Genomic DNA, 20,234 nt, shown 5'->3' with positions numbered 1-20,234 from the left:
ACGGAAAGGCGGAGCGCGCGGCTCCGCCAGGGGAAATCAGTGGCGTACGCCGTTATCTTCGTCGCCGTCGATAATGTCGCCATCTTCGTCGTCATCTTCATCTTCGGCGTCGGGATCTTCGAAGTAGGTGCCCCAGCCGTCGTAGTCGACGTTGTATTTGCCCACCAGATTGACCAGCTGCTCAACCTGCGCGTCGATCAGCTCAGGCTTCAGCGCCGACTCGCTGAGGATATCGACGCACATCACCGTGGTGCCGTCCTCCAGCTCCAGCTCTTCCGGCTCGGTCACTTCATAACCCAGCTTAAACGCGTCAACGGCCGCTTTTTCCAGCGAGTCGAAGTTGTTGCAGGAGAGATGATGTTCAATGGTATAGAGCGCATCCGGATCGCTGCCGTCTTCCAGCAGCTCATCAATGATCAGGCGTGTCTCTTCACGCTGCTCTTCCAGCAATGCTTCATATGCCATGGCGAATTCCCCTCAGTGTTCGGCAATAAACAAGTATTTTCCCACACTGCCCGGCGCGCCACTACTCAAAACGGAAAGTTTCTTTACGCTGGGGTTGAAAATGAATATTCATACGTTTAGATTGAATTTTCATTCAATCAGAATGGACGCACTGGAGCCCGTTATGAGTCACCTTTTTCAACGCCACTTCCTTCGGCTGCTCGATTTTAGCCCGGCCGATATCACCTCCCTGCTTGACCTCGCCGCTGAATTAAAACGCGCTAAAAAAAACGGTAGCGAAACGCAGCGCCTGAAGGGCAAAAATATCGCGCTCATCTTCGAAAAAGACTCGACCCGTACCCGATGCTCTTTCGAAGTTGCCGCATACGATCAGGGCGCTAATGTCACCTATCTCGGCCCGAGCGGCAGCCAGATCGGCCACAAAGAGTCGATGAAAGATACTGCCCGCGTGCTGGGCCGCATGTATGACGGCATCCAGTACCGCGGCTACGGCCAGGCGCTGGTGGAGACGCTGGCGGAATTCGCCGGCGTGCCGGTGTGGAACGGCCTCACAACCGAGTTTCACCCTACCCAGCTGCTGGCGGATCTGCTCACCATGCAGGAGCATCTGCCGGGCAAGGCGCTGAGCGAGATGACGCTGGTCTACGTCGGCGACGCCCGCAATAACATGGGCAACAGCATGCTGGAAGCGGCGGCGGTGACCGGTCTGGATCTGCGCCTGGTCGCGCCGAAAGGCTGCTGGCCGGAAGCCGATCTGGTCGAAACCTGCCGCCAGGCGGCGCAGAAAACCGGCGGCAGCATCACCCTGACCGAGGATATCGCCGCAGGCGTCAAGGGCGCGGACTTTATCTATACCGACGTCTGGGTATCGATGGGCGAGGCGAAAGCGGTATGGGAAGAGCGCATCGCGCTGCTGCGCGACTATCAGGTCAATCAGGCGATGGTGCAGCTGACCGGCAACCCGCAGGTGAAGTTCCTGCACTGTCTGCCGGCGTTTCATGACGATCAGACCACGCTGGGTCGGCAAATGGCCGAGCAGTACGGCCTGCACGGCGGCATGGAGGTGAGCGACGAGGTCTTCGAATCGGAGCACAGCATCGTATTCGACCAGGCGGAAAACCGCATGCACACCATCAAAGCGGTCATGGTGGCGACGCTGAGCCAGGCATAGCCGGTCAGCCAACCGCTCCGCAAACGTTTTCCCTTGATGCAAAACGCCGGACGGGTATAATGCGCCCCAATTTTCCGGAGGAAGCATGCAACAGCGCAGCGCAAACATTCATGCGACATCACGCCTGAACGCAGGCGGCGCCCCTGTTTTTTCCGTCATTAACCCGATCGTAAAAAAAGCCCCTTAAGCAGGGGCTTTTTTTTGTCCGCAATTCGGCAGCGCAGAGAGGCGAACTATGGCTAACCCGTTATATCGCAAACATATTATTTCTATTAACGATCTGAGTCGCGACGAACTGGAGTTGGTGCTGCACACCGCCGCGCGACTGAAAGCCAATCCGCGGCCGGAGCTGCTGAAGCACAAGGTCATCGCCAGCTGCTTCTTTGAAGCCTCGACGCGCACGCGCCTGTCGTTTGAAACGGCGATGCACCGGCTGGGCGCGTCGGTGGTGGGTTTCGCCGACGGCAGCAATACCTCGCTCGGCAAAAAGGGCGAAACCCTGGCGGATACGATTTCCGTTATCGGCACCTACGTCGACGCCATCGTGATGCGTCATCCGCAAGAGGGCGCCGCGCGGCTTGCCACGGAGTTTTCCGGCGGCGTGCCGATCCTTAACGCCGGGGATGGCGCCAATCAGCACCCGACCCAGACGCTGCTGGATCTCTTTACCATCCTTGAGACGCAGAGCCGCCTGGATAACCTGAGCATCGCCATGGTCGGCGACCTGAAATATGGCCGCACGGTGCACTCCCTGACGCAGGCGCTGGCGAAATTCGACGGCAACCGCTTCTACTTTATCGCGCCCGACGCGCTGGCGATGCCGGCCTATATCACCGATACGCTGGACGAGCGCGGCATCGTCTGGTCGCGCCACGACAGCATCGAAGCGGTGATCCCGCACGCCGATATTCTCTATATGACCCGCGTGCAGAAAGAGCGTCTCGACCCGTCGGAATACGCCAACGTCAAGGCGCAGTTTATTCTGCGCGCGGCGGATCTGGCCGGCGCGCGCGACAATATGAAAGTGCTGCATCCGCTACCGCGCGTTGACGAGATCGCCACCGACGTGGATAAAACGCCCTACGCCTGGTATTTCCAGCAGGCGGGCAACGGCATCTTCGCGCGTCAGGCTCTGCTGGCGCTGGTACTCAACAGCGAACAGGATCTGTAAGGAGCAATCGCCATGACTCACGACAATAAACTGCAGGTGGAAGCGATCAAGCGCGGCACGGTCATCGACCACATTCCGGCGCAGGTTGGGTTTAAGCTGCTGTCGCTGTTTCGCCTCACCGAAACCGATCAGCGCATCACCATCGGCCTTAACCTGCCCTCGGGCGAGCTGGGGCGCAAAGATCTGATCAAGATCGAGAACACTTTCCTCACCGAGGATCAGATCAACCAGCTGGCGGTCTATGCGCCGCACGCCACGGTGAACCGCATAGACGACTATGAAGTGGTGGCGAAAATCGCGCCGACGCTGCCAGAGCGCATTGAGCGCGTGCTGACCTGCCCCAACGGCAACTGCATCAGCCGCAGCGAGCCGGTCTTCTCCAGCTTTGCGGTGAAAAAGCGCGACGCCGAGGTGGTGCTGACCTGCAAATATTGCGAGAAAGCCTTTGCGCACCACGTGGTGCTCGGTCACTGGTAATCGCCTTGCCCGTCCCTATAATGGGGCGATGTTTCTCGCCAGCGGCGGCTTGCCGCCGCTGCGTCACTCTTAAGGAGCAAGTATGTCTCGCGAAATCAGTACGGAAAAAGCGCCAGCGGCGATCGGTCCCTATGTGCAGGGCGTGGATCTGGGCAGTATGATCATCACCTCCGGCCAGATCCCGGTAGATCCGGCGACCGGCGCGGTACCGGAGGCGATCGACGCCCAGGCGCGTCAGTCGCTGGAAAATGTGAAAGCGATCGTCGAAGCGGCTGGCCTGCAGGTCGGCGACATCGTGAAAACCACGGTTTTCGTCAAGGATCTTAACGACTTCGCTACCGTCAACGCCACTTACGAAGCCTTCTTCACCGAGCATAACGCCAGCTTCCCGGCGCGTTCCTGCGTGGAAGTGGCGCGTCTGCCGAAAGACGTGAAGATCGAGATCGAAGCGATCGCCCTGCGCCGCTAAGGCTCCGCTGCGCGCTGCGCCCGCAGCGCGCATCCCTTCTCCCCGCTTATTGCCCTAGCGTTTTCTCGTCTGCCTGGCTTTGCACCACGACCCGATCTTCTTTGCTTCAGGTCAAAACCGTGGCGATTATATTCTCCTGATGTCCATATATAGTGGCTAGAATCTTCCGCAGCACAACATGTAGCGGATGGAGAGAGCATGGCAAAAGTAGTGGTAAAGCGCGACGGCTGTCGATCAGAGTTCGACGCCGCACGCATCGAGGCGGCGGTGGCCGCTGCGGCGCGCGCGGCACAGGTCCAGGACGCCCCCTGGTGCGCAACGGTGGCTCAGCGCGTCAGCGAGAAGCTGGCGGATCGCGCTGAAGTGGATATTCGCGATATTCAGTTCGCGGTCGAAGAGACGCTGATGTGCGGCCCCTGGCCGCAGCTGGCGCGCGCCTATATCGAATATCGTCACGATCGCGACGTCGCGCGCGAGCAGCGCGGCAAGCTGCACCACGCCATTCGCGGCCTGGTCGATCAGACCAACGCCGCGCTGCTGAACGAAAACGCCAATAAAGACAGCAAGGTGATCCCGACGCAGCGCGACCTGCTGGCAGGCATCGTTGCGAAACACTATGCGCAGCAGCAGCTGTTGCCGCGCGACGTGGTGCAGGCGCACGAGCGCGGCGAGATCCACTATCACGATCTCGACTACTCCCCGTTCTTCCCCATGTTCAACTGCATGCTGATCGATCTGAAAGGCATGCTCACCAACGGCTTCAAAATGGGCAACGCCGAGATCGAGCCACCGAAGTCGATCGCTACCGCTACGGCGGTCACCGCGCAAATTATCGCGCAGGTCGCCAGCCATATTTACGGCGGCACCACCATTAACCGCATCGACGAGGTGCTGGCGCCCTTTGTGCAGCTCAGCATGGAAAAGCATCGCGCTATCGCCGCCGAATGGCAGATTGCCGACGTCGAGGCTTATGCGCGGGCGCGCACCGAAAAAGAGTGCTACGACGCCTTTCAGTCGCTGGAGTACGAGGTCAACACGCTGCACACCGCCAACGGCCAGACGCCGTTCGTCACCTTCGGCTTCGGGCTCGGCACCTGCTGGGCGGCGCGGCTTATCCAGCAGTCGATCCTGCGCAACCGCATCGCCGGGCTGGGCAAAAACCACAAGACCGCCGTTTTTCCCAAGCTGGTATTCGCGATTCGCGAAGGGCTCAATCGCCGTCCGGGCGATATCAATTACGATATCAAACAGCTGGCGCTGGAGTGCGCCAGCAAGCGCATGTATCCCGATATTCTTAATTACGACCAGGTAGTAAAAGTTACCGGCTCCTTTAAAACGCCGATGGGCTGCCGCAGCTTTCTCGGCGTCTATGAGGAAAACGGCGTCGAGATTCACGACGGCCGCAACAATCTGGGTGTCATTAGCCTTAACCTGCCGCGCATCGCGCTTGAGGCGCAGGGCAGCGAGGCGCGCTTCTGGAGACTGCTCGACGAGCGGCTGGCGCTGGCGAAGCGCGCGCTGATGACGCGAATCGCCCGCCTGGAAAAAACCAAAGCGCGCGTGGCGCCAATCCTCTACATGGAGGGCGCCTGCGGCGTGCGGCTTAACGCCGATGACGAGGTGGGGCCGATTTTCCGCAACGGGCGCGCCTCGCTGTCGCTGGGCTATATCGGCCTGCATGAAACGCTGAACGCGCTGAGCGGCGGCGCGCGCCATCCCTATGACGATCCCGCGCTGCGCGCTAAAGGAATCGAGATCGTCTCGCGCCTGCGCGCCGCGACCGACGCCTGGAAAGCGGAAACCGGCTACGGCTTCAGCCTCTACAGCACGCCGAGCGAAAACCTCTGCGACCGCTTCTGCAGGCTTGACGCCGCGCAGTTCGGCATAGTGCCCGGCGTCACCGATAAAGGCTACTACACCAACAGCTTTCACCTCGACGTCGAGAAGAAGGTCAATCCTTACGACAAAATCGACTTTGAAGCCCCCTACCCGCCGCTGGCGAACGGCGGCTTCATCTGTTACGGCGAATACCCCAACGTGCAGCATAACCTCAAGGCGCTCGAGGATGTATGGGACTACAGCTACGATCGCGTGCCCTATTACGGCACCAATACGCCGATCGACGAATGCTATGAGTGCGGCTTTACCGGCGAGTTCAGCTGCACCAGCCGCGGCTTTACCTGCCCGAACTGCGGCAATCACGATCCGGCGCGCGTGTCGGTAACGCGCCGCGTCTGCGGCTATCTCGGCAGCCCCGACGCGCGCCCGTTCAACGCCGGCAAGCAGGAAGAGGTGCAGCGACGCGTTAAACATCTGGAGAGCGGGCCGCTGGGATGATGCATTTTCATCGCTACTACGATGTCGATATCGTTAACGGCCCCGGCACGCGCTGCACGCTGTTCGTGGCCGGATGCGAGCATCAGTGCCGCGGTTGCTATAACCAGAGCACCTGGCGGCTCGACTCCGGCACGCCTTTCACCCTGGAACACGAGGAGCGCCTGATCGCCGACCTGCAGGACAGGCGCATCCGCCGTCAGGGGCTGTCGCTGAGCGGCGGCGATCCGCTGCATCCGCACAACGTGCCGCATATCCGTCGGCTGGTGAAACGCGTGCGCGCCGAGTGTCCCGGAAAAGATATCTGGCTCTGGACCGGCTATCAGCGCGCCGAGCTAAGCTGCGCCCAGCGCGAGGTGCTGAGCTATATCGACGTGCTGATTGACGGGCGCTTCGTCGAGGCGGAGAAAGATGCGACGCTGCTGTGGCGCGGCAGCCGCAACCAGATGATCTGGGATCTGAGCAAAGAGCGCGGCTAGCGTGGGATTTGCCCCGACTCGATAATCTCGACGCGGTCGCCGCCCGGCTGAAAAGCGCAGGCGTGCATGCATTTCGCCACCGCCAGCGCAGAGACCGAACGCCAGTTGCCGGGCAGCACGCCGAACAGCGGCGCCATCAGGCTTTCGCCGGTACGTTTGCGCGTGCGCTCGCCCAGCAGCAGCGAAGGACGAATCAGCGTCAGGCGCGGCCAGCCCTGATGCCGCAGCGCCGTCTCCATCTCGCCTTTTACCCGGTTATAGAAAAAGGGCGAGTGGCGATTCGCGCCGTGCGCGCTGACCGCTACCATCTGCTTCGCCCCCAGCCGCAGGCCGTTCAGGCCGGTATCCACCACCAGCGTATAGTCGACGTGCAGAAACGCCGCTTTGCTGCCCGCCTCTTTGCGCGTGGTGCCGAGACAGCAAAATACGCTGTCGATAGCGACGTTGAGCGGGCGCAGTACGTCGGTCAGGTCCGCCTCCACCAGATTGACCACCTTATTCATCGGCGGCAGCGGACGACGCGTCGGCGCGATGATTTCGTCGACGCGCGCATCCGCCACCAGCAAGCGCAGCAGATGCGCGCCCACCAGTCCCGTCGCGCCGGTTACCAATACACGATGCATCTCGCCTCCCGCTAACCTGTTGCCATTACTCTGAAATATAGTCAGCTTTTGTCGTCTGGCTTGCATTTTTAGCACAAACAACCAGGCTTAACCTGTTCATCAGGAGAGCGCATTGTGCGCAAGCCATCATGAGGAGGGGAAAAATGAGCAAGAAGATTGCGGTGTTGATTACCGACGAATTTGAAGATTCAGAGTTCACCTCACCGGCCGATGCCTACAAACAGGCGGGCTTTGAGGTGGTGACCATTGAGAAAGAAGCGGGTAAAACCGTTACCGGCAAACAGGGCGAAGCGCAGGTGAAAATCGACCGCGCCATTGACGAGGTCAGCCCGGCCGAATTCGACGCGCTGCTGCTGCCAGGCGGCCACTCGCCTGATTCGCTGCGCAGCGACGACCGTTTCGTCGCCTTCACCAAAGAGTTCGTCGCCAGCGGCAAACCGATTTTCGCTATCTGCCACGGCCCGCAGCTGCTGATCAGCGCGAACGGCGTGCGCGGCCGCAAGATGACCTGCGTGAAGGCGATCGCTATCGACCTGCGCAACGCCGGCGCGGACTTCTATGACGAAGAGGTGATTGTGGATGACGATCGTCTCGTCACCAGCCGCACCCCGGACGATCTGCCCGCCTTTAACCGCGAGTCGCTGCGTATTCTGCAGGCGTCGTAAAGCCGGCTTCCCTTTCCCTTAAGGGAAAGGGATTTCACTCTCTTCCCGCCGCCAGCTAATTTTTTTGCCAAACCCCAGCGCATTATCGGTCATCTTGACCTCATCCAGCTGAATCTCCCACAGCGGCGCAGAGACTTTGCGCGCCACCGGAAAACGTTTTTGATAAGCCTTGCGCGCCTGCGCTTCCGCATCGCCGTCGAGCAGCGCGATATGGCCGCGATACTGCACGCCTTTAATCAGCAGCACGGTTTTCGGCTGGCCGTTCACCGTGCCCGCGACCTGCGGATTCGCCTGCAGCAGCGCACCGTGGCGCGTATCGGGTTCGGTCATCAGCCAGAACGCCATACGCGCCTCGTCAAAGATGTAAAAGCAGTTGGCGCACCAGAGATCGCCATCGGCCTGGCAGCAAAGAGAGAGGACATGCTGTTTTTTCAGGTAACGCACCAGATGAGAATGGTCAGACACGTTCTATTGCTCCGTGCAAAGATTGCCGGATAGCCGCCGCGCCGCGGGCGCGCTACACTGCCCGGCAGTAAAGATTCAGGGATGCAGATTATGAATGAGAGCTGGCAGTTCTATATCGTCCAGACCGCCGCCGGCGCGCTCTATACCGGCATCACCACCGACGTGACGCGGCGCGTTGAGCAGCATGCAGCCGGACGCGGCGCGCGCGCGCTGCGCGGCAGAGGCCCGCTGGCGCTGGTGTATCGCTGCGACGCCGGCGACCGCGCCGCGGCGTCGCGGCTGGAGTACCAGGTCAAGCAGCTCAGCCGCCAGCAGAAGCTGCGGCTGGTGGCGCAGCAGCCGGACTGCCTCTCCAGCTGGCTTACGCAAGCCGGCTAAACGGCTCGGCAAAATCGATCTCGCCTTCCGCGCCGACGAAGGCGTCGTCCGCCAGGCGATAGACCTGAAACGCCGCTTCGGCACCCGGCCAGCGACAGCGTAGCCCGTGGCGCGCGGCCGGCTCAAAGCCGAAGCGATTGTAATAAGCCGGATCGCCCACCACCACCACCGCGCCGTAGCCGAACTCATTCAGCGTATCCAGCCCGGCGTAGATCAGCTGTTCGCCGATTTTCTGGCCGCGCACGCTTTCATCTACCGCCAGCGGCGCCAGGCCGACCCAGTTGCGATCTTCGCCCTGCAAGGTCACCGGGCTAAACGCGGCGTAGCCCAGCACCTGGCCTTCATCGTCCGTCGCCACCACGCCCAGCGTCAGCAGCCCGTCTTCCCGCAGCTGCTGCACCAGTTCGGCTTCCGCTTCGCTCTTGAAGCTGCGTCTTAACAAACTGTCGATGCTTGCCGCATCCACGCCTATTTCTGTGCGAATTAACATACACTCTCCGCGCGCGCCTGTGCGGCCTTCGCGTCCTGTTTCAATCCCGCTTCGACAAACGCAGCCAGCTGCTGCAGTCCCGTGCGCAACGCCGTGGGCATGGCCTCGAGTTCCAGAGCATCCATCAGGTTTTTTACCTCCAGTCCCAGCTCCGTGTCGCCTTCGATCAGCAGACGACGCTGGAAAAACAGCATATCCGGATCCGCTTTACGGGCGGCGACCAGCAGCAGATCGTTAGCATTGCCGCGAAACCAGACGTCCGCTTCGGCATTCTGTACGACCCTGAGCTGGCCCTCTTCAATGGTGGTAATCCAGCGTAAACCCACATCCGCGATCTCGATACCCAGATGACGCGCCTGCAGAAAGTCTAACTCACCTTCCGCCAAAGCATGACGAAATTGCCAGTTTAGGAGTTGTTGCAGAAAGGCTTTTTTTAGCGGGAACGGGGTCAGCGAAACAGGTAACGCCAGGAATTTCGGGCCTTTTTTCACTAACTCAGCACGTAACTGTTGAAACACGAGCGTCTCTCCCTTTAGAAAATTTCAGGTATATTGCCACATCCGCCGCCGCACGCCGCAGCCGAGATCAATAATTTCACCGCCACGCTGCGCGAATTTTCCGCTATCTGTCTCGTCAACTGGCGATTCACTGCCCCAAATCAACATTTCCCCCCGCCCGCTTGCCTAGACTCGTCGCCTTATCCTGTCGACGAGGGATCACTATGGAACTGCTGTGTCCGGCCGGCAATCTGCCCGCCGTGCGTTCAGCGGTGGAGAATGGCGCCGATGCGGTGTATGTCGGACTGAAAGATGACACCAACGCGCGCCACTTCGCCGGGCTGAACTTTACCGACAAGAAGCTGGCGGAAGCGGCGCGCTATCTGCATCAGCATCGCCGTAAATTACATGTCGCCATTAATACCTTCGCTCATCCTGACGGCATGGACCGCTGGCAACGCGCCATCGACGTGGCGGCGCAAAACGGCGCGGACGCGCTGATCCTTGCCGATATCGCCACGCTGGAGTACGCCGCGCAGCGCTATCCCGAGGTTGAACGTCATCTGTCGGTGCAGGCCTCCGCCACCAATCTGGAGGCGGTGCGCTTCTACCATCGTCACTTTGCGCTGAGCCGCGTGGTGCTGCCGCGCGTGCTGTCGCTGCATCAGGTGAAGCAGCTGGCGCGCGAAACGCCGGTGCCGCTCGAGGTCTTCGCCTTCGGCAGCCTCTGCATTATGGCGGAAGGCCGCTGCTATCTCTCCTCCTGGCTGACCGGAGAGTCGCCCAACAGCGCGGGCGCCTGCTCGCCGGCGAAGTTCGTGCGCTGGCAGCAAACGCCCAACGGCATGGAATCGCGCCTTAACGACGTGCTGATCGACCGCTACGCGCCGGATGAGAGCGCCGGCTATCCCACGCTGTGTAAAGGCCGCTATCAGGTCGACGGGCAGCGTTATCACGTGCTGGAGGAGCCCACCAGCCTCAATACCCTGACGCTGCTGCCGGATCTGCTGCGCGCTGGCGTCGCCTCGGTGAAGATTGAGGGACGCCAGCGCAGCCCGGCCTATGTGGCGCAGGTGGCGCGCGTCTGGCGCCAGGCGATCGATCGCTGCAGGCGCGAGCCGGAGAACTTTGCGGTCACCGAGGCCTGGACGGCGGCGCTCGATGAGCTCTCCGAAGGCTCGCAGACCACGCTTGGCGCTTACCACCGTGAATGGCAATAAGGAGAACAGAATGCAATACGCAATCGGTCCGGTGCTGTGGTACTGGCCGACAGAGCAGCTGGCGAGCTTTTATCAGCAGGTGGCGAACAGCAGCGCAGATATCGTCTACCTTGGCGAAGCGGTGTGCAGCAAACGACGCGCCACCCCGTATCAGCGCTGGATGGAGATGGCGCGCGAGCTGGCGGCCAGCGGCAAGCAGGTGGTGCTGAGCACGCTGGCGCTGCTTCAGTCGCCCTCGGAGCTGAAAGAGCTGAAGCGCTACGTCGATAACGGCGAATTTCTCATCGAGGCCAACGACGTCGGCACGGTGAATATGGCGGCCGAGCGCGGCCTGCCTTTTGTCGCCGGACCAACGCTCAACGTCTATAACGTCGAAACCCTGCATCTGCTGGTAAAAGAGGGGATGACGCGCTGGTGCATGCCGGTAGAGATGTCGCGCGACTGGCTGCTGCAGCTGCTCTGGCAGAGCGAGGAGCGTAACATCCGCAGCCGGTTCGAGGTCGAAGTGCTGGGCTACGGCTATCTGCCGCTGGCGCTGTCGGCGCGCTGCTTTACCGCTCGCGCCGAACATCGCGCCAAAGACGACTGTCAGACCTGCTGCATCAACTACCCTAACGGACGCCGCGTCCACTCGCAGGAGGGTCAGCAGGTCTTCGTGCTGAACGGCATTCAGACCATGAGCGGCTACTGCTACAACCTCGGCAACGATCTGGTCGGCATGCGCGGCTGGGTCGATATTCTGCGTCTGTCGCCGCAAAACGCCGCGACGCTGGATGAGATCGCCCGCTTCCGCGCCAATGAAGAGGGGCAGTCGCCGTTGATGATGGCCAACGGCAACGACTGCAACGGCTACTGGCGTAAAGTGGCCGGCATGAGGCTGCTGACATCCTGAAAGGCACATACAGGCTATCCGCCTGCCTTTGTTAGCAGTTTTAATATGGGCATTATTACGTAATACTGGTTGGTGCAGGTTAATCATCACCTGCGCCATACCCAACTGGAGTGCCCATGTCTGAGAAAAAACCCCTTCGTCTTTCCGTGCTGGATCTGGCGCCGATTCCGCAGGGTGCCACCCCGCGCGATGCCTTTCATACCTCGCTGGCGCTGGCGCGTCAGGCGGAAGCGTTGGGCTATGAACGTTACTGGCTGGCCGAGCATCATAATATGACCGGCATCGCCAGCGCGGCGACCTCGGTGCTGATCGGCTATCTGGCGGCCAACACCACTACCCTGCATCTGGGATCGGGCGGCATTATGCTGCCGAACCATGCGCCGCTGGTGATCGCCGAACAGTTCGGCACCCTGGCGTCGCTCTATCCCGGCCGCATCGATTTAGGCCTGGGCCGCGCGCCGGGCTCCGATCAGCGCACCATGATGGCGCTGCGCCGCCACCTCTCCAGCATCCATGCGGATACCTTCCCGGATGATGTTCAGGAGCTGATTAACTGGTTCGACGCCGACGAAGATGCGCAGCCGCCGGTTCAGCCCGTGCCGGGCCTTGGCATGAAGATCCCAGTCTGGCTGCTTGGCTCCAGCCTCTACAGCGCACAGCTCTCGGCGCAGCTCGGCCTGCCGTTCGCCTTTGCGTCGCACTTCGCGCCCGATCAGCTGTTCCAGGCGCTGCATCTCTATCGTGAAAAATTCCAGCCTTCGGCGCGTCTGGACAAACCGTACGCCATGGTCTGCATCAACGTCGTCGCCGCCGACAGCGAGCGCGACGCGCGCTTCCTGTTCACCTCGCAGCAGCAGCAGTTTATCAACCTGCGCCGCGGCAAGCCGGGCCCGCTGCCTGCGCCGGTGGAAAACATGGATAATCTGTGGTCGCCTTCAGAGCAGTATGGCGTGCAGCAGGCGCTGAGCATGTCGCTGGTGGGTGATATCGACAAAGTGCGTCACGGCCTGGCCGGACTGATGCGTGAAACCCAGGCGGACGAGATCATGGTCAACGGCCAAATCTTCGATACCGAGGCGCGTCTGCGCTCCTTCGCCATCGCGATGGAAGCGGCCCGCTCGCTGTAAGCTCTTCTACGGTGGGCGCTACGCTTCCGGCCCCACCGCCAGCTGGCGCACGTCGCGCGCGGGAGATCGGCCGTAAAAACGGCTGTACTCCCGGCTGAACTGCGACGCGCTCTGATACCCTACGCGATAGCCCGCCGTTCCGGCATCCAGCTTCTCTACCATCATCAGCCGTCGCGCCTCGTTGAGGCGCAGCTGCTTCTGATACTGCATCGGCGTCATCGCCGTGACCGCTTTGAAATGATGGTGCAGCGAAGAGGCGCTCATGCCGACGCTGCTGGCGAGCCGGCCGATTTTCAACGGCTGATGAAAATTCTCCCGCAGCCAGCGCGCCGCGCGCGCCACCTTGTTGCCCGGCCGCTCCGCCAGCGCCATGTTGAGGATGCGGCCGCCTTCCGGACCGGTCAGCAGACGATAGAAGATCTCCTGCTCGATAAGCGGCGCCAGCGCGGCGATATCCTGCGGCTGATCCAGCAGGCGAACCAGGCGGATAACCGCATCCACCAGCAGCGGCGACACTTTGTGCGCGGCGATGCCGCGCTCGGTGCGCGCCTCCACCAGCGGCGAAGTTAGCGGAAACCTGTCGAGGTAGCGCATCAGTCTCTCCTCGTTTATGGAGATGCCGATGCCAAGATTCGGCTTCTCGGGCGTGGCGATCGTTACGCAGGAGCGCACCGGCATATCCATGGTTACCAGCAGCAGATCGCCGGGGCCGTAATGAATAATCTCCTCACCCATACGCAGCGCCTTTCCGCCCTGCGCCACCAGCGCGAAGCTGGCCCACTGAGCATGATAGGTGGGTTCGGACGGCCGGGAGCTGCGGCCGAAAAAGAGAAAATCAATCGCGCTGTCGTGACGGCCATCGTCGGCCGCATGACGCGCGATAAGCTGCGCCAGATGCGCCAGCTGCGCCGGTTCCGCCATATCCTCTTCCTTTTCCCCGCGAGTAAATGGTAGTGAACATGTTACCCGAACCCGCGACGAACGCACCCGCCTCGTCGCCAGATTTGCAGGATCGTGCAAGAGACTTGCAGGATTGCGCTACCGCACATTCGACCTGAAAGCGCATATTTTGCAAACGCGATACTCAGGTGGAGAGACAAGATGAAAGCACTTGACGGAAAAATTGCGCTGGTGACGGGCGCCTCGAAAGGCATTGGCGCGGCGATTGCTATGGCGTTCGCCGCAGCCGGCGCGCGCGTAGTCGTCAACTACCGCCAGGATGAGGTGGGCGCGGCGGATGTGGTGAGCGACATTCGCACGTTGGGCAGCGAAGGGCTGGCGGTACAGGCGGATATTTCCCGCGAAGCGGACGTCGAGCGGCTGTTCGAAACCGCGCTGGCGCACTTCGGCGCGCCCGATATCGTGGTCAATAACGCCGGTCAGTTCCATTACGGCGAGTTTAGCGCCCTGAGCCTGCTGGAGATGCAGCAGCAGCTCAACGTAAATCTGCTGGGCACGCTGCTGGTTTGCCAGCAGGCGGCGCGGCGGTTCCCGGCGCACGGCGGCTGCATCATCAATCTTAGCGCGCTGAACAGCCAGCAGAGCACGCCCGGTTCGGTACTCTGGGCGACGACCAAAGGCGCGATCGATACGCTGACGCAGGGGCTGGCGCGCGAGCTGGGCCCGCGCAATATTCGCGTTAACGCGCTGGCGCCGGGCATCATTATGACGGAAGGGCTGTTGACCGCGAAGAAGCTCAATCCGCAGCTCAAGGCGCAGCTGCTGGCGGCGACGCCGCTGGGGCGTTTCGGACTGCCGGAGGATGTGGCGCAGGTGGCGCTGTTTCTCGCCTCGGAGGAGGCCGCCTATATCAGCGGCGAGCGTGTCCTGATAGCCGGCGGCGCGTAACGCCAGAATTGAAGATAAAAAAAGGGAAGCCCGAGGGCTTCCCTTTTTATCAATCAGCCTGGCTGATTATCAGAACTCGCGACGACGCGGCGCTGCAGCAGCGCCCTCTTCGCGACGCGGACCACGGCTGCCTTCACGGCTGAAGCTGCTGCGTCCGCCTTCACGACCGCCTTCGCGACGCTCGGAAGAGAAACGACGTCCGCCTTCGCGACCACCTTCACGGTTGCCGCCGCCACGACGCTCGCCGCCGAAATCACGGCCGCCGCCGCGACGTTCGCCGCGCGCTTCGCTCTGCGGCTGCGCATCGCCCAGCAGCTGCATATTCATCGGTTTGTTGAGAATACGCGTGCGGGTAAAGTGCTGCAGGATATCGCCCGGCATGCCTTTCGGCAGCTCGATCGTCGAGTGGGTGCCGAACAGCTTGATGTTGCCGATGTAGCGGCTGCTGATGTCGCCTTCGTTGGCGATAGCGCCGACGATGTGACGCACTTCAACGCCGTCATCACGGCCCACTTCAATGCGGTACAGTTCCATTTCGCCGACGTCGCGACGTTCGCGACGCGGACGATCGCCGCCTTCGCGGCTGTCACGCGGACTGCGACGGTCATCACGACGGTCGTCACGATCGCGGAACTCGCGACGCTGCGGACGCGGCGCGTCCGGCTGGACGATCAGCGGACGTTCGCCCTGCGCCATTTTCAGCAGCGCTGCGGCCAGCGTTTCCATATCCAGATCGTCCTGCGGAGAGAGTTTCTCCAGCAGCGCGCGATACTGGTCCAGATCGCTGCTTTCCAGCTGCTGCTGTACGCGTCCGGCGAATTTCTCCAGACGGCGGGTGCTCAGCAGCTCAGCGTTCGGCAGTTCGACTTCCGGAATGGTCAGCTTCATGGTGCGCTCGATGTTGCGCAGCAGGCGACGCTCGCGGTTCTCGACGAACAGCAGCGCGCGGCCAGCACGACCGGCGCGGCCGGTACGACCGATACGGTGGACGTAAGACTCAGCGTCCAGCGGAATGTCGTAGTTAACGACCAGGCTGATGCGCTCCACGTCCAGACCGCGCGCCGCAACGTCGGTGGCGATCAGGATATCGAGACGGCCATCTTTCAGACGCTCCAGGGTCTGCTCGCGCAGCGCCTGGTTCATGTCGCCGTTCAGCGCGGCGCTGTTGTAGCCGCTGCGCTCCAGCGCTTCAGCCACTTCCAGCGTAGCGTTTTTAGTACGCACGAAGATGATAGCGGCATCGAAGTCTTCCGCTTCAAGGAAACGCACCAGCGCGTCGGTTTTACGACCGTACGCCGTCCAGTAAGACTGGCTGATGTCCGGGCGCGTGGTGACGCTGGACTGGATGCGGACTTCCTGCGGATCTTTCATGAAACGCTTGGTGATGCGACGGATCGCTTCCGGCATGGTCGCTGAGAACAGCGCGGTCTGATGACCTTCCGGAATCTGCGCCATGATGGTTTCAACGTCTTCGATGAAGCCCATACGCAGCATTTCATCAGCTTCGTCCAGCACCAGGCCGCGCAGGTTAGAGAGATCCAGCGTGCCGCGTTTCAGGTGGTCGAGCAGACGACCCGGGGTGCCCACCACGATTTGCGGGCCCTGACGCAGCGCGCGCAGCTGCACGTCATAACGCTGGCCGCCGTAAAGGGCCACGACGTTGACGCCACGCATATGTTTAGAGAATTCGGTCATCGCTTCGGCAACCTGAACCGCCAGTTCGCGGGTCGGCGCCAGCACCAGGATCTGCGGTGCGCGAAGAGAAGGATCAATGTTGTTTAACAGCGGCAGCGAGAACGCTGCGGTTTTACCACTGCCGGTCTGCGCCATGCCCAGTACGTCACGGCCCGCCAGCAGGTGAGGAATACACTCAGCCTGGATCGGAGAAGGCTTAACATAGCCCATGCCGTTCAGTGATTCGAGGATGTCGGCGTTCAGGCCCAGGTCAGCAAAAGTGGTTTGGATATCAGTCATGTAGTACACGTGCCTCTTAGATTGCGGCGGCCAGTCTACATAACTCGTCGTGAAAATTTTCAGTCATTTTCATCAAAAAGTGTGAACCGGCTCAAATTAGAAGTTTTGACGAACAGAAAAGCCCTCATCCCGGAAGATGATGACATAACGGGTACTTCGGGCAATAAAAGTTCGTCAGCTATTGCTGGTCAGATTCTGATAAATCGTCTTGTGTCTGGCCGAGTTGCGCCAGTTCCAACAATGCGTATCGGTGTTCAACAAAGTTGTTGACGTTGTTGGCCACCGCCAGTTTGAACAGCGCTTTCGCGTTGTCCTTCTCCCCCAGACTTAGGTAATGCTTACCTAAATAGAAGTTGGTTTCACTGAGATGTTCAGCGAGCGAGGTGTTATCCGTTGCGTCTGCCTTGAGACGTTCCATCAGCGTGCTTTCACTGATGTCGCCAAGGTAGAATTCGACAATGTTCCATCCCCATTGATCACGGGCCGCTTTGTCGTAACGCTGCTGCAGCGCAACTTTCGCCTTATCAGCGTCCATCTCGCGTTTATCGAGATAGAGCCACAGGCTGCGGAAAGGATCGTTGGGATCGTCTTGATAAAACGCCAGCAGATCATCTTGCGCTAACTTGTATCGACCGCCGTAATAGAGGGCGATACCACGATTTAAATGCGCATAATTGTAAGTTGGATCAAGCTCAAGTACAGAATCAAACGCTTCATAGGCAGCATCAAAATTGCCTGCCTGCGTTAAATATATGCCGAGATAGTTAAACACTTCCGGCATATCTGGTCTTATAGACAGCGCTTGCGAGAAATCGTTCCGCGCTAGTGCTCTCAGACCGAGACTATCATACAACACTCCGCGCTCATATAATAGCTGTGCGCGTTCATCATCGGTAAGGGCGCGACTGGCAAGAATTTGTTCCATGCGCGCCAGAATCACTTCCTGCTGCAGTGTGGGCTGTAGAGGTACTGCAAGAACTTCGTTCTTACGCCAATTGGAGTTGCTGCATCCTGCCAGCGTGATAGCTGTCGCAACAAAACACCAGCGCAAAAAAGGCTTCATTTCCCACTCCCGAATACAAACATTAGGACAACGCTCCTGTTATCCGCCTGCTGTGCACAAGGATTCCCGCCCTCGCGATGACACAAACGCCTCTCCCATCCGCGATGGGATAAGGAGAGGCAAACAGGGAATTACTCTGCGTCTGGCGCGCTGGTCACGGCAGCTTCTTCGCCCTGAGGCTTAGACTCTGTCGCTTCTTTGATGCTCAGACGGACGCGACCCTGACGGTCCACTTCCAGTACCTTAACCGGCACTTCCTGGCCCATCTGCAGGTAGTCGGTCACTTTCTCTACGCGCTTATCCGCGATCTGAGAAATGTGTACCAGCCCTTCCTTGCCGCCGCCAATGGCGACGAAGGCACCGAAGTCGACGATACGGGTCACTTTACCGCTGTAAACGCGGCCCACTTCGATCTCGGCGGTAATCTCTTCGATGCGACGAATCGCCTCTTTCGCCTTCAGACCGTCGGTCGCCGCGATTTTCACGGTGCCGTCGTCTTCGATTTCGATGGTGGTGCCGGTCTCTTCGGTCAGCGCGCGGATTACGGAACCGCCTTTACCAATCACATCTTTGATCTTGTCTGAATTGATCTTGATGGTGTAAATGCGCGGCGCGAACTCAGAGATCTCTTTACGCGGCGTGCTGATTGCCTGCTCCATCACGCCCAGGATGTGCAGACGCGCACCTTTGGCCTGATTCAGCGCAACCTGCATGATTTCGCGGGTGATGCCTTCGATTTTGATGTCCATCTGCAGCGCGGTGATGCCTTCGCGGCTACCGGCTACTTTGAAGTCCATGTCGCCGAGGTGATCTTCGTCGCCGAGGATGTCAGACAGTACCACGAACTTCTCATCTTCTTTCACCAGACCCATCGCGATGCCTGCAACGGCCGCTTTGATCGGCACGCCGGCATCCATCAGCGCCAGTGAAGCGCCGCACACGGAAGCCATAGAGGACGAGCCGTTGGATTCGGTGATTTCAGAGACAACGCGCACGGTGTACGGGAACTCTTCCTGCTTCGGCATCACGGCCAGCACGCCGCGCTTCGCCAGGCGACCGTGACCAATCTCACGACGCTTCGGCGAGCCGACCATACCGGTTTCGCCTACCGAGTACGGAGGGAAGTTGTAGTGGAACAGGAAGCTGTCGGTACGTTCGCCCATCAGCTCGTCCAGGTTCTGCGCGTCACGCGCGGTACCCAGCGTCGCGGCAACCAGCGCCTGCGTTTCGCCACGGGTGAACAGCGCCGAGCCGTGCGTGCGCGGCAGTACGCCGGTGCGAACGTCCAGGCCACGGATCATATCTTTTTCACGGCCGTCGATACGCGGTTCGCCGTTCAGGATACGGGTACGCACCACGTTCTTTTCCAGGCTGTGAACGATGTCGCCGATTTCAGCGTCGTCCAGCGTTTCGTCTTCAGCCAGCAGCGCGGCGATGGTTTCGTCTTTGATGACGCCAACCTGGGTGTAACGCTCTTGCTTGTCGGTGATGCGGTAAGCGTCGCTGATGCGCGCTTCAGCCAGGGCGGCAACGCGTGCGATCAGCGCGTCGTTAGCCGGCTCAGGCTGCCAGTCCCAGCGCGGTTTGCCCGCTTCTGCGACCAGAGAATTGATGTTTTCGATGACGACCTGCTGCTGCTCGTGGCCGAACACCACTGCGCCCAGCATCTGATCTTCGGTCAGGATGTCCGCTTCGGACTCCACCATCAGTACCGCGTTCTGCGTACCGGCAACCACCAGATCCAGACGAGACTGTTTGATCTCGTCAGCAGTCGGGTTCAGCACATACTGGTCGTTGATGTAGCCGACGCGCGCGGCGCCGATCGGACCGTTGAACGGCAGGCCTGACAGCGCCAGTGCAGCGGAGGCGCCGATCATCGCGACGATATCCGGGTTAACCTGCGGGTTAACGGAAACCACGGTGGCGATAACCTGAACTTCGTTAACGAAGCCTTCCGGGAACAGCGGACGAATCGGGCGGTCAATCAGACGCGCAATCAGGGTTTCGCCTTCGCTTGGACGACCTTCGCGACGGAAGAAGCTGCCCGGGATACGGCCAGCGGCGTAGGTACGCTCCTGGTAGTTCACGGTCAGCGGGAAAAAGTCCTGACCGGGCTTGGCTTTTTTCTGGCCAACAACGGTCACGAATACAGCGGTGTCGTCCATGCTGGCCATAACGGCTGCGGTGGCCTGGCGCGCCATCATGCCGGTTTCCAGCGTGACGGTATGCTGACCATATTGGAATTGACGTACGATCGGGTTCAGCAAAATGAATTCCTTAACTTCGGGGCAGCACCTTTCTGGCGTGCCATGGATTACCGATCTTCAGTTGCATCCTCGCGACTAATGACAACCCTTAACCGAATCTGCGGTAAAGCCTCTCATTAGCCGCGCGAACCTCTGCAAACGAAGATCACTCACTGCAAC

General features: G+C 60.3%; 22 protein-coding genes. 12 read left to right on the top strand and 10 right to left on the bottom strand.

Going from position 1 to position 20,234, the window contains the following annotated elements:
• Window positions 1–36: 36 nt before the first annotated feature.
• Window positions 37–465: a ribonuclease E inhibitor RraB gene (rraB, locus tag HA46_RS12140; protein WP_033793365.1), complete on the bottom strand. Its 429-nt coding sequence runs from the start codon at window positions 463–465 to the stop codon at window positions 37–39.
• A gap of 163 nt (window positions 466–628) precedes the next feature.
• Here rraB and argF point away from each other — a divergent pair, with 163 nt between their 5' ends.
• The 6 genes from argF (at window position 629) to nrdG (ending at window position 6,566) form a co-directional block, all read left to right on the top strand.
• Window positions 629–1,636, top strand: a complete 1,008-nt coding sequence (gene argF, locus HA46_RS12135) for an ornithine carbamoyltransferase (RefSeq protein WP_084884491.1) — start codon at window positions 629–631, stop codon at window positions 1,634–1,636.
• Between the two features lie 235 nt (window positions 1,637–1,871).
• The gene (pyrB, locus tag HA46_RS12130; protein ID WP_084884488.1) at window positions 1,872–2,807 is read left to right on the top strand and encodes an aspartate carbamoyltransferase; all 936 of its coding nucleotides are present in this window, start codon (window positions 1,872–1,874) and stop codon (window positions 2,805–2,807) included.
• A gap of 12 nt (window positions 2,808–2,819) precedes the next feature.
• On the top strand, window positions 2,820–3,284 hold the full coding sequence (pyrI, locus tag HA46_RS12125) for an aspartate carbamoyltransferase regulatory subunit (RefSeq protein ID WP_033793362.1): 465 nt from the start codon (window positions 2,820–2,822) through the stop codon (window positions 3,282–3,284).
• 82 nt (window positions 3,285–3,366) lie between these two features.
• Entirely contained in the window at window positions 3,367–3,753 is a 387-nt protein-coding gene (ridA, locus tag HA46_RS12120; RefSeq protein WP_033793360.1) for a 2-iminobutanoate/2-iminopropanoate deaminase, read from the top strand.
• A 198-nt stretch (window positions 3,754–3,951) separates the two neighbouring features.
• Window positions 3,952–6,090, top strand: a complete 2,139-nt coding sequence (nrdD, locus tag HA46_RS12115; RefSeq protein ID WP_084884485.1) for an anaerobic ribonucleoside-triphosphate reductase — start codon at window positions 3,952–3,954, stop codon at window positions 6,088–6,090.
• On the top strand, window positions 6,087–6,566 hold the full coding sequence (gene nrdG / locus HA46_RS12110; protein ID WP_084884483.1) for an anaerobic ribonucleoside-triphosphate reductase-activating protein: 480 nt from the start codon (window positions 6,087–6,089) through the stop codon (window positions 6,564–6,566). The genes nrdD and nrdG overlap by 4 nt, the downstream gene beginning before the upstream one ends.
• Here the strand turns inward: nrdG and HA46_RS12105 are convergent.
• Window positions 6,563–7,189, bottom strand: a complete 627-nt coding sequence (locus HA46_RS12105) for an NAD-dependent epimerase/dehydratase family protein (RefSeq protein WP_033793357.1) — start codon at window positions 7,187–7,189, stop codon at window positions 6,563–6,565. The two genes, nrdG and HA46_RS12105, sit on opposite strands and share 4 nt — an antisense overlap.
• Window positions 7,190–7,332: 143 nt before the next feature.
• Between HA46_RS12105 and HA46_RS12100 the strand changes: the two genes are divergently transcribed.
• The gene (locus tag HA46_RS12100) at window positions 7,333–7,854 is read left to right on the top strand and encodes a type 1 glutamine amidotransferase domain-containing protein (protein WP_033749328.1); all 522 of its coding nucleotides are present in this window, start codon (window positions 7,333–7,335) and stop codon (window positions 7,852–7,854) included.
• An 18-nt stretch (window positions 7,855–7,872) separates the two neighbouring features.
• On the opposite strand, the gene HA46_RS12095 is transcribed toward HA46_RS12100, so the two are convergent.
• Complete coding sequence (locus HA46_RS12095; RefSeq protein WP_084884481.1) at window positions 7,873–8,319, bottom strand: YhbP family protein; 447 nt, start codon at window positions 8,317–8,319, stop codon at window positions 7,873–7,875.
• Window positions 8,320–8,409: 90 nt separating this feature from the next.
• Between HA46_RS12095 and HA46_RS12090 the strand changes: the two genes are divergently transcribed.
• Window positions 8,410–8,697: a GIY-YIG nuclease family protein gene (locus HA46_RS12090; protein ID WP_084884541.1), complete on the top strand. Its 288-nt coding sequence runs from the start codon at window positions 8,410–8,412 to the stop codon at window positions 8,695–8,697.
• Here HA46_RS12090 and HA46_RS12085 read toward each other — a convergent pair.
• Together HA46_RS12085 and ubiT are read right to left on the bottom strand one after the other, a co-directional pair.
• Complete coding sequence (locus HA46_RS12085; RefSeq protein WP_033793355.1) at window positions 8,681–9,187, bottom strand: GNAT family N-acetyltransferase; 507 nt, start codon at window positions 9,185–9,187, stop codon at window positions 8,681–8,683. The genes HA46_RS12090 and HA46_RS12085 overlap by 17 nt on opposite strands.
• Entirely contained in the window at window positions 9,181–9,705 is a 525-nt protein-coding gene (ubiT, locus tag HA46_RS12080; RefSeq protein WP_033793354.1) for a ubiquinone anaerobic biosynthesis accessory factor UbiT, read from the bottom strand. Before ubiT ends, HA46_RS12085 begins: the two co-directional genes overlap by 7 nt.
• 203 nt (window positions 9,706–9,908) lie before the next feature.
• Here ubiT and ubiU point away from each other — a divergent pair, with 203 nt between their 5' ends.
• The 3 genes from ubiU (at window position 9,909) to HA46_RS12065 (ending at window position 12,923) form a co-directional block, all read left to right on the top strand.
• A complete protein-coding gene (gene ubiU, locus HA46_RS12075) occupies window positions 9,909–10,904 on the top strand; it encodes a ubiquinone anaerobic biosynthesis protein UbiU (RefSeq protein WP_033793353.1) in 996 nt (331 codons plus the stop codon).
• A gap of 10 nt (window positions 10,905–10,914) precedes the next feature.
• Window positions 10,915–11,796: a U32 family peptidase gene (locus HA46_RS12070; RefSeq protein WP_084884478.1), complete on the top strand. Its 882-nt coding sequence runs from the start codon at window positions 10,915–10,917 to the stop codon at window positions 11,794–11,796.
• 116 nt (window positions 11,797–11,912) lie between these two features.
• Window positions 11,913–12,923, top strand: a complete 1,011-nt coding sequence (locus tag HA46_RS12065; protein WP_084884476.1) for a luciferase-like monooxygenase — start codon at window positions 11,913–11,915, stop codon at window positions 12,921–12,923.
• An 18-nt stretch (window positions 12,924–12,941) separates the two neighbouring features.
• On the opposite strand, the gene HA46_RS12060 is transcribed toward HA46_RS12065, so the two are convergent.
• The gene (locus HA46_RS12060) at window positions 12,942–13,844 is read right to left on the bottom strand and encodes an AraC family transcriptional regulator (protein WP_033793350.1); all 903 of its coding nucleotides are present in this window, start codon (window positions 13,842–13,844) and stop codon (window positions 12,942–12,944) included.
• Between the two features lie 180 nt (window positions 13,845–14,024).
• Between HA46_RS12060 and HA46_RS12055 the strand changes: the two genes are divergently transcribed.
• A complete protein-coding gene (locus HA46_RS12055; protein ID WP_084884474.1) occupies window positions 14,025–14,771 on the top strand; it encodes an SDR family NAD(P)-dependent oxidoreductase in 747 nt (248 codons plus the stop codon).
• A gap of 69 nt (window positions 14,772–14,840) precedes the next feature.
• On the opposite strand, the gene HA46_RS12050 is transcribed toward HA46_RS12055, so the two are convergent.
• The 4 genes from HA46_RS12050 to pnp all read right to left on the bottom strand — a co-directional run bounded on the left by HA46_RS12050 (window position 14,841) and on the right by pnp (window position 20,075).
• Complete coding sequence (locus HA46_RS12050; RefSeq protein ID WP_033793348.1) at window positions 14,841–16,745, bottom strand: DEAD/DEAH family ATP-dependent RNA helicase; 1,905 nt, start codon at window positions 16,743–16,745, stop codon at window positions 14,841–14,843.
• A gap of 16 nt (window positions 16,746–16,761) precedes the next feature.
• Window positions 16,762–16,818, bottom strand: a complete 57-nt coding sequence (gene yrbN / locus HA46_RS21550) for a protein YrbN (protein ID WP_100229640.1) — start codon at window positions 16,816–16,818, stop codon at window positions 16,762–16,764.
• A 105-nt stretch (window positions 16,819–16,923) separates the two neighbouring features.
• Window positions 16,924–17,808, bottom strand: a complete 885-nt coding sequence (nlpI, locus tag HA46_RS12045) for a lipoprotein NlpI (RefSeq protein ID WP_084884471.1) — start codon at window positions 17,806–17,808, stop codon at window positions 16,924–16,926.
• 131 nt (window positions 17,809–17,939) lie between these two features.
• Window positions 17,940–20,075 carry a polyribonucleotide nucleotidyltransferase gene (gene pnp / locus HA46_RS12040; RefSeq protein ID WP_033749315.1) on the bottom strand — a complete coding sequence of 712 codons (2,136 nt, stop codon included), beginning with the start codon at window positions 20,073–20,075 and terminating at the stop codon, window positions 17,940–17,942.
• Between the last annotated feature and the right edge of the window lie 159 nt (window positions 20,076–20,234).

This window comes from Pantoea septica, from assembly GCF_002095575.1.
In the GTDB taxonomy this organism is placed as follows: domain Bacteria; phylum Pseudomonadota; class Gammaproteobacteria; order Enterobacterales; family Enterobacteriaceae; genus Pantoea; species Pantoea septica.
Note: the sequence above shows the minus strand (reverse complement) of the source record. Positions and strands in the feature narration are given on the sequence as shown.

What these genes read in the sequence shown, in the direction of transcription:
- ridA (WP_033793360.1), top strand. Translation starts at nt 3,367, where the DNA reads ATGTCTCGCGAAATCAGTACGGAAAAAGCGCCAGCGGCGATCGGTCCC.
- rraB (WP_033793365.1), bottom strand. Translation starts at nt 465, where the DNA reads ATGGCATATGAAGCATTGCTGGAAGAGCAGCGTGAAGAGACACGCCTG.
- HA46_RS12060 (WP_033793350.1), bottom strand. Translation starts at nt 13,844, where the DNA reads ATGGCGGAACCGGCGCAGCTGGCGCATCTGGCGCAGCTTATCGCGCGT.
- pyrB (WP_084884488.1), top strand. Translation starts at nt 1,872, where the DNA reads ATGGCTAACCCGTTATATCGCAAACATATTATTTCTATTAACGATCTG.
- nrdD (WP_084884485.1), top strand. Translation starts at nt 3,952, where the DNA reads ATGGCAAAAGTAGTGGTAAAGCGCGACGGCTGTCGATCAGAGTTCGAC.
- nrdG (WP_084884483.1), top strand. Translation starts at nt 6,087, where the DNA reads ATGATGCATTTTCATCGCTACTACGATGTCGATATCGTTAACGGCCCC.
- HA46_RS12105 (WP_033793357.1), bottom strand. Translation starts at nt 7,189, where the DNA reads ATGCATCGTGTATTGGTAACCGGCGCGACGGGACTGGTGGGCGCGCAT.
- HA46_RS12085 (WP_033793355.1), bottom strand. Translation starts at nt 9,187, where the DNA reads ATGTTAATTCGCACAGAAATAGGCGTGGATGCGGCAAGCATCGACAGT.
- HA46_RS12070 (WP_084884478.1), top strand. Translation starts at nt 10,915, where the DNA reads ATGCAATACGCAATCGGTCCGGTGCTGTGGTACTGGCCGACAGAGCAG.
- ubiU (WP_033793353.1), top strand. Translation starts at nt 9,909, where the DNA reads ATGGAACTGCTGTGTCCGGCCGGCAATCTGCCCGCCGTGCGTTCAGCG.
- argF (WP_084884491.1), top strand. Translation starts at nt 629, where the DNA reads ATGAGTCACCTTTTTCAACGCCACTTCCTTCGGCTGCTCGATTTTAGC.
- HA46_RS12050 (WP_033793348.1), bottom strand. Translation starts at nt 16,745, where the DNA reads ATGACTGATATCCAAACCACTTTTGCTGACCTGGGCCTGAACGCCGAC.
- nlpI (WP_084884471.1), bottom strand. Translation starts at nt 17,808, where the DNA reads ATGAAGCCTTTTTTGCGCTGGTGTTTTGTTGCGACAGCTATCACGCTG.
- HA46_RS12090 (WP_084884541.1), top strand. Translation starts at nt 8,410, where the DNA reads ATGAATGAGAGCTGGCAGTTCTATATCGTCCAGACCGCCGCCGGCGCG.
- HA46_RS12100 (WP_033749328.1), top strand. Translation starts at nt 7,333, where the DNA reads ATGAGCAAGAAGATTGCGGTGTTGATTACCGACGAATTTGAAGATTCA.
- HA46_RS12055 (WP_084884474.1), top strand. Translation starts at nt 14,025, where the DNA reads ATGAAAGCACTTGACGGAAAAATTGCGCTGGTGACGGGCGCCTCGAAA.
- HA46_RS12065 (WP_084884476.1), top strand. Translation starts at nt 11,913, where the DNA reads ATGTCTGAGAAAAAACCCCTTCGTCTTTCCGTGCTGGATCTGGCGCCG.
- pyrI (WP_033793362.1), top strand. Translation starts at nt 2,820, where the DNA reads ATGACTCACGACAATAAACTGCAGGTGGAAGCGATCAAGCGCGGCACG.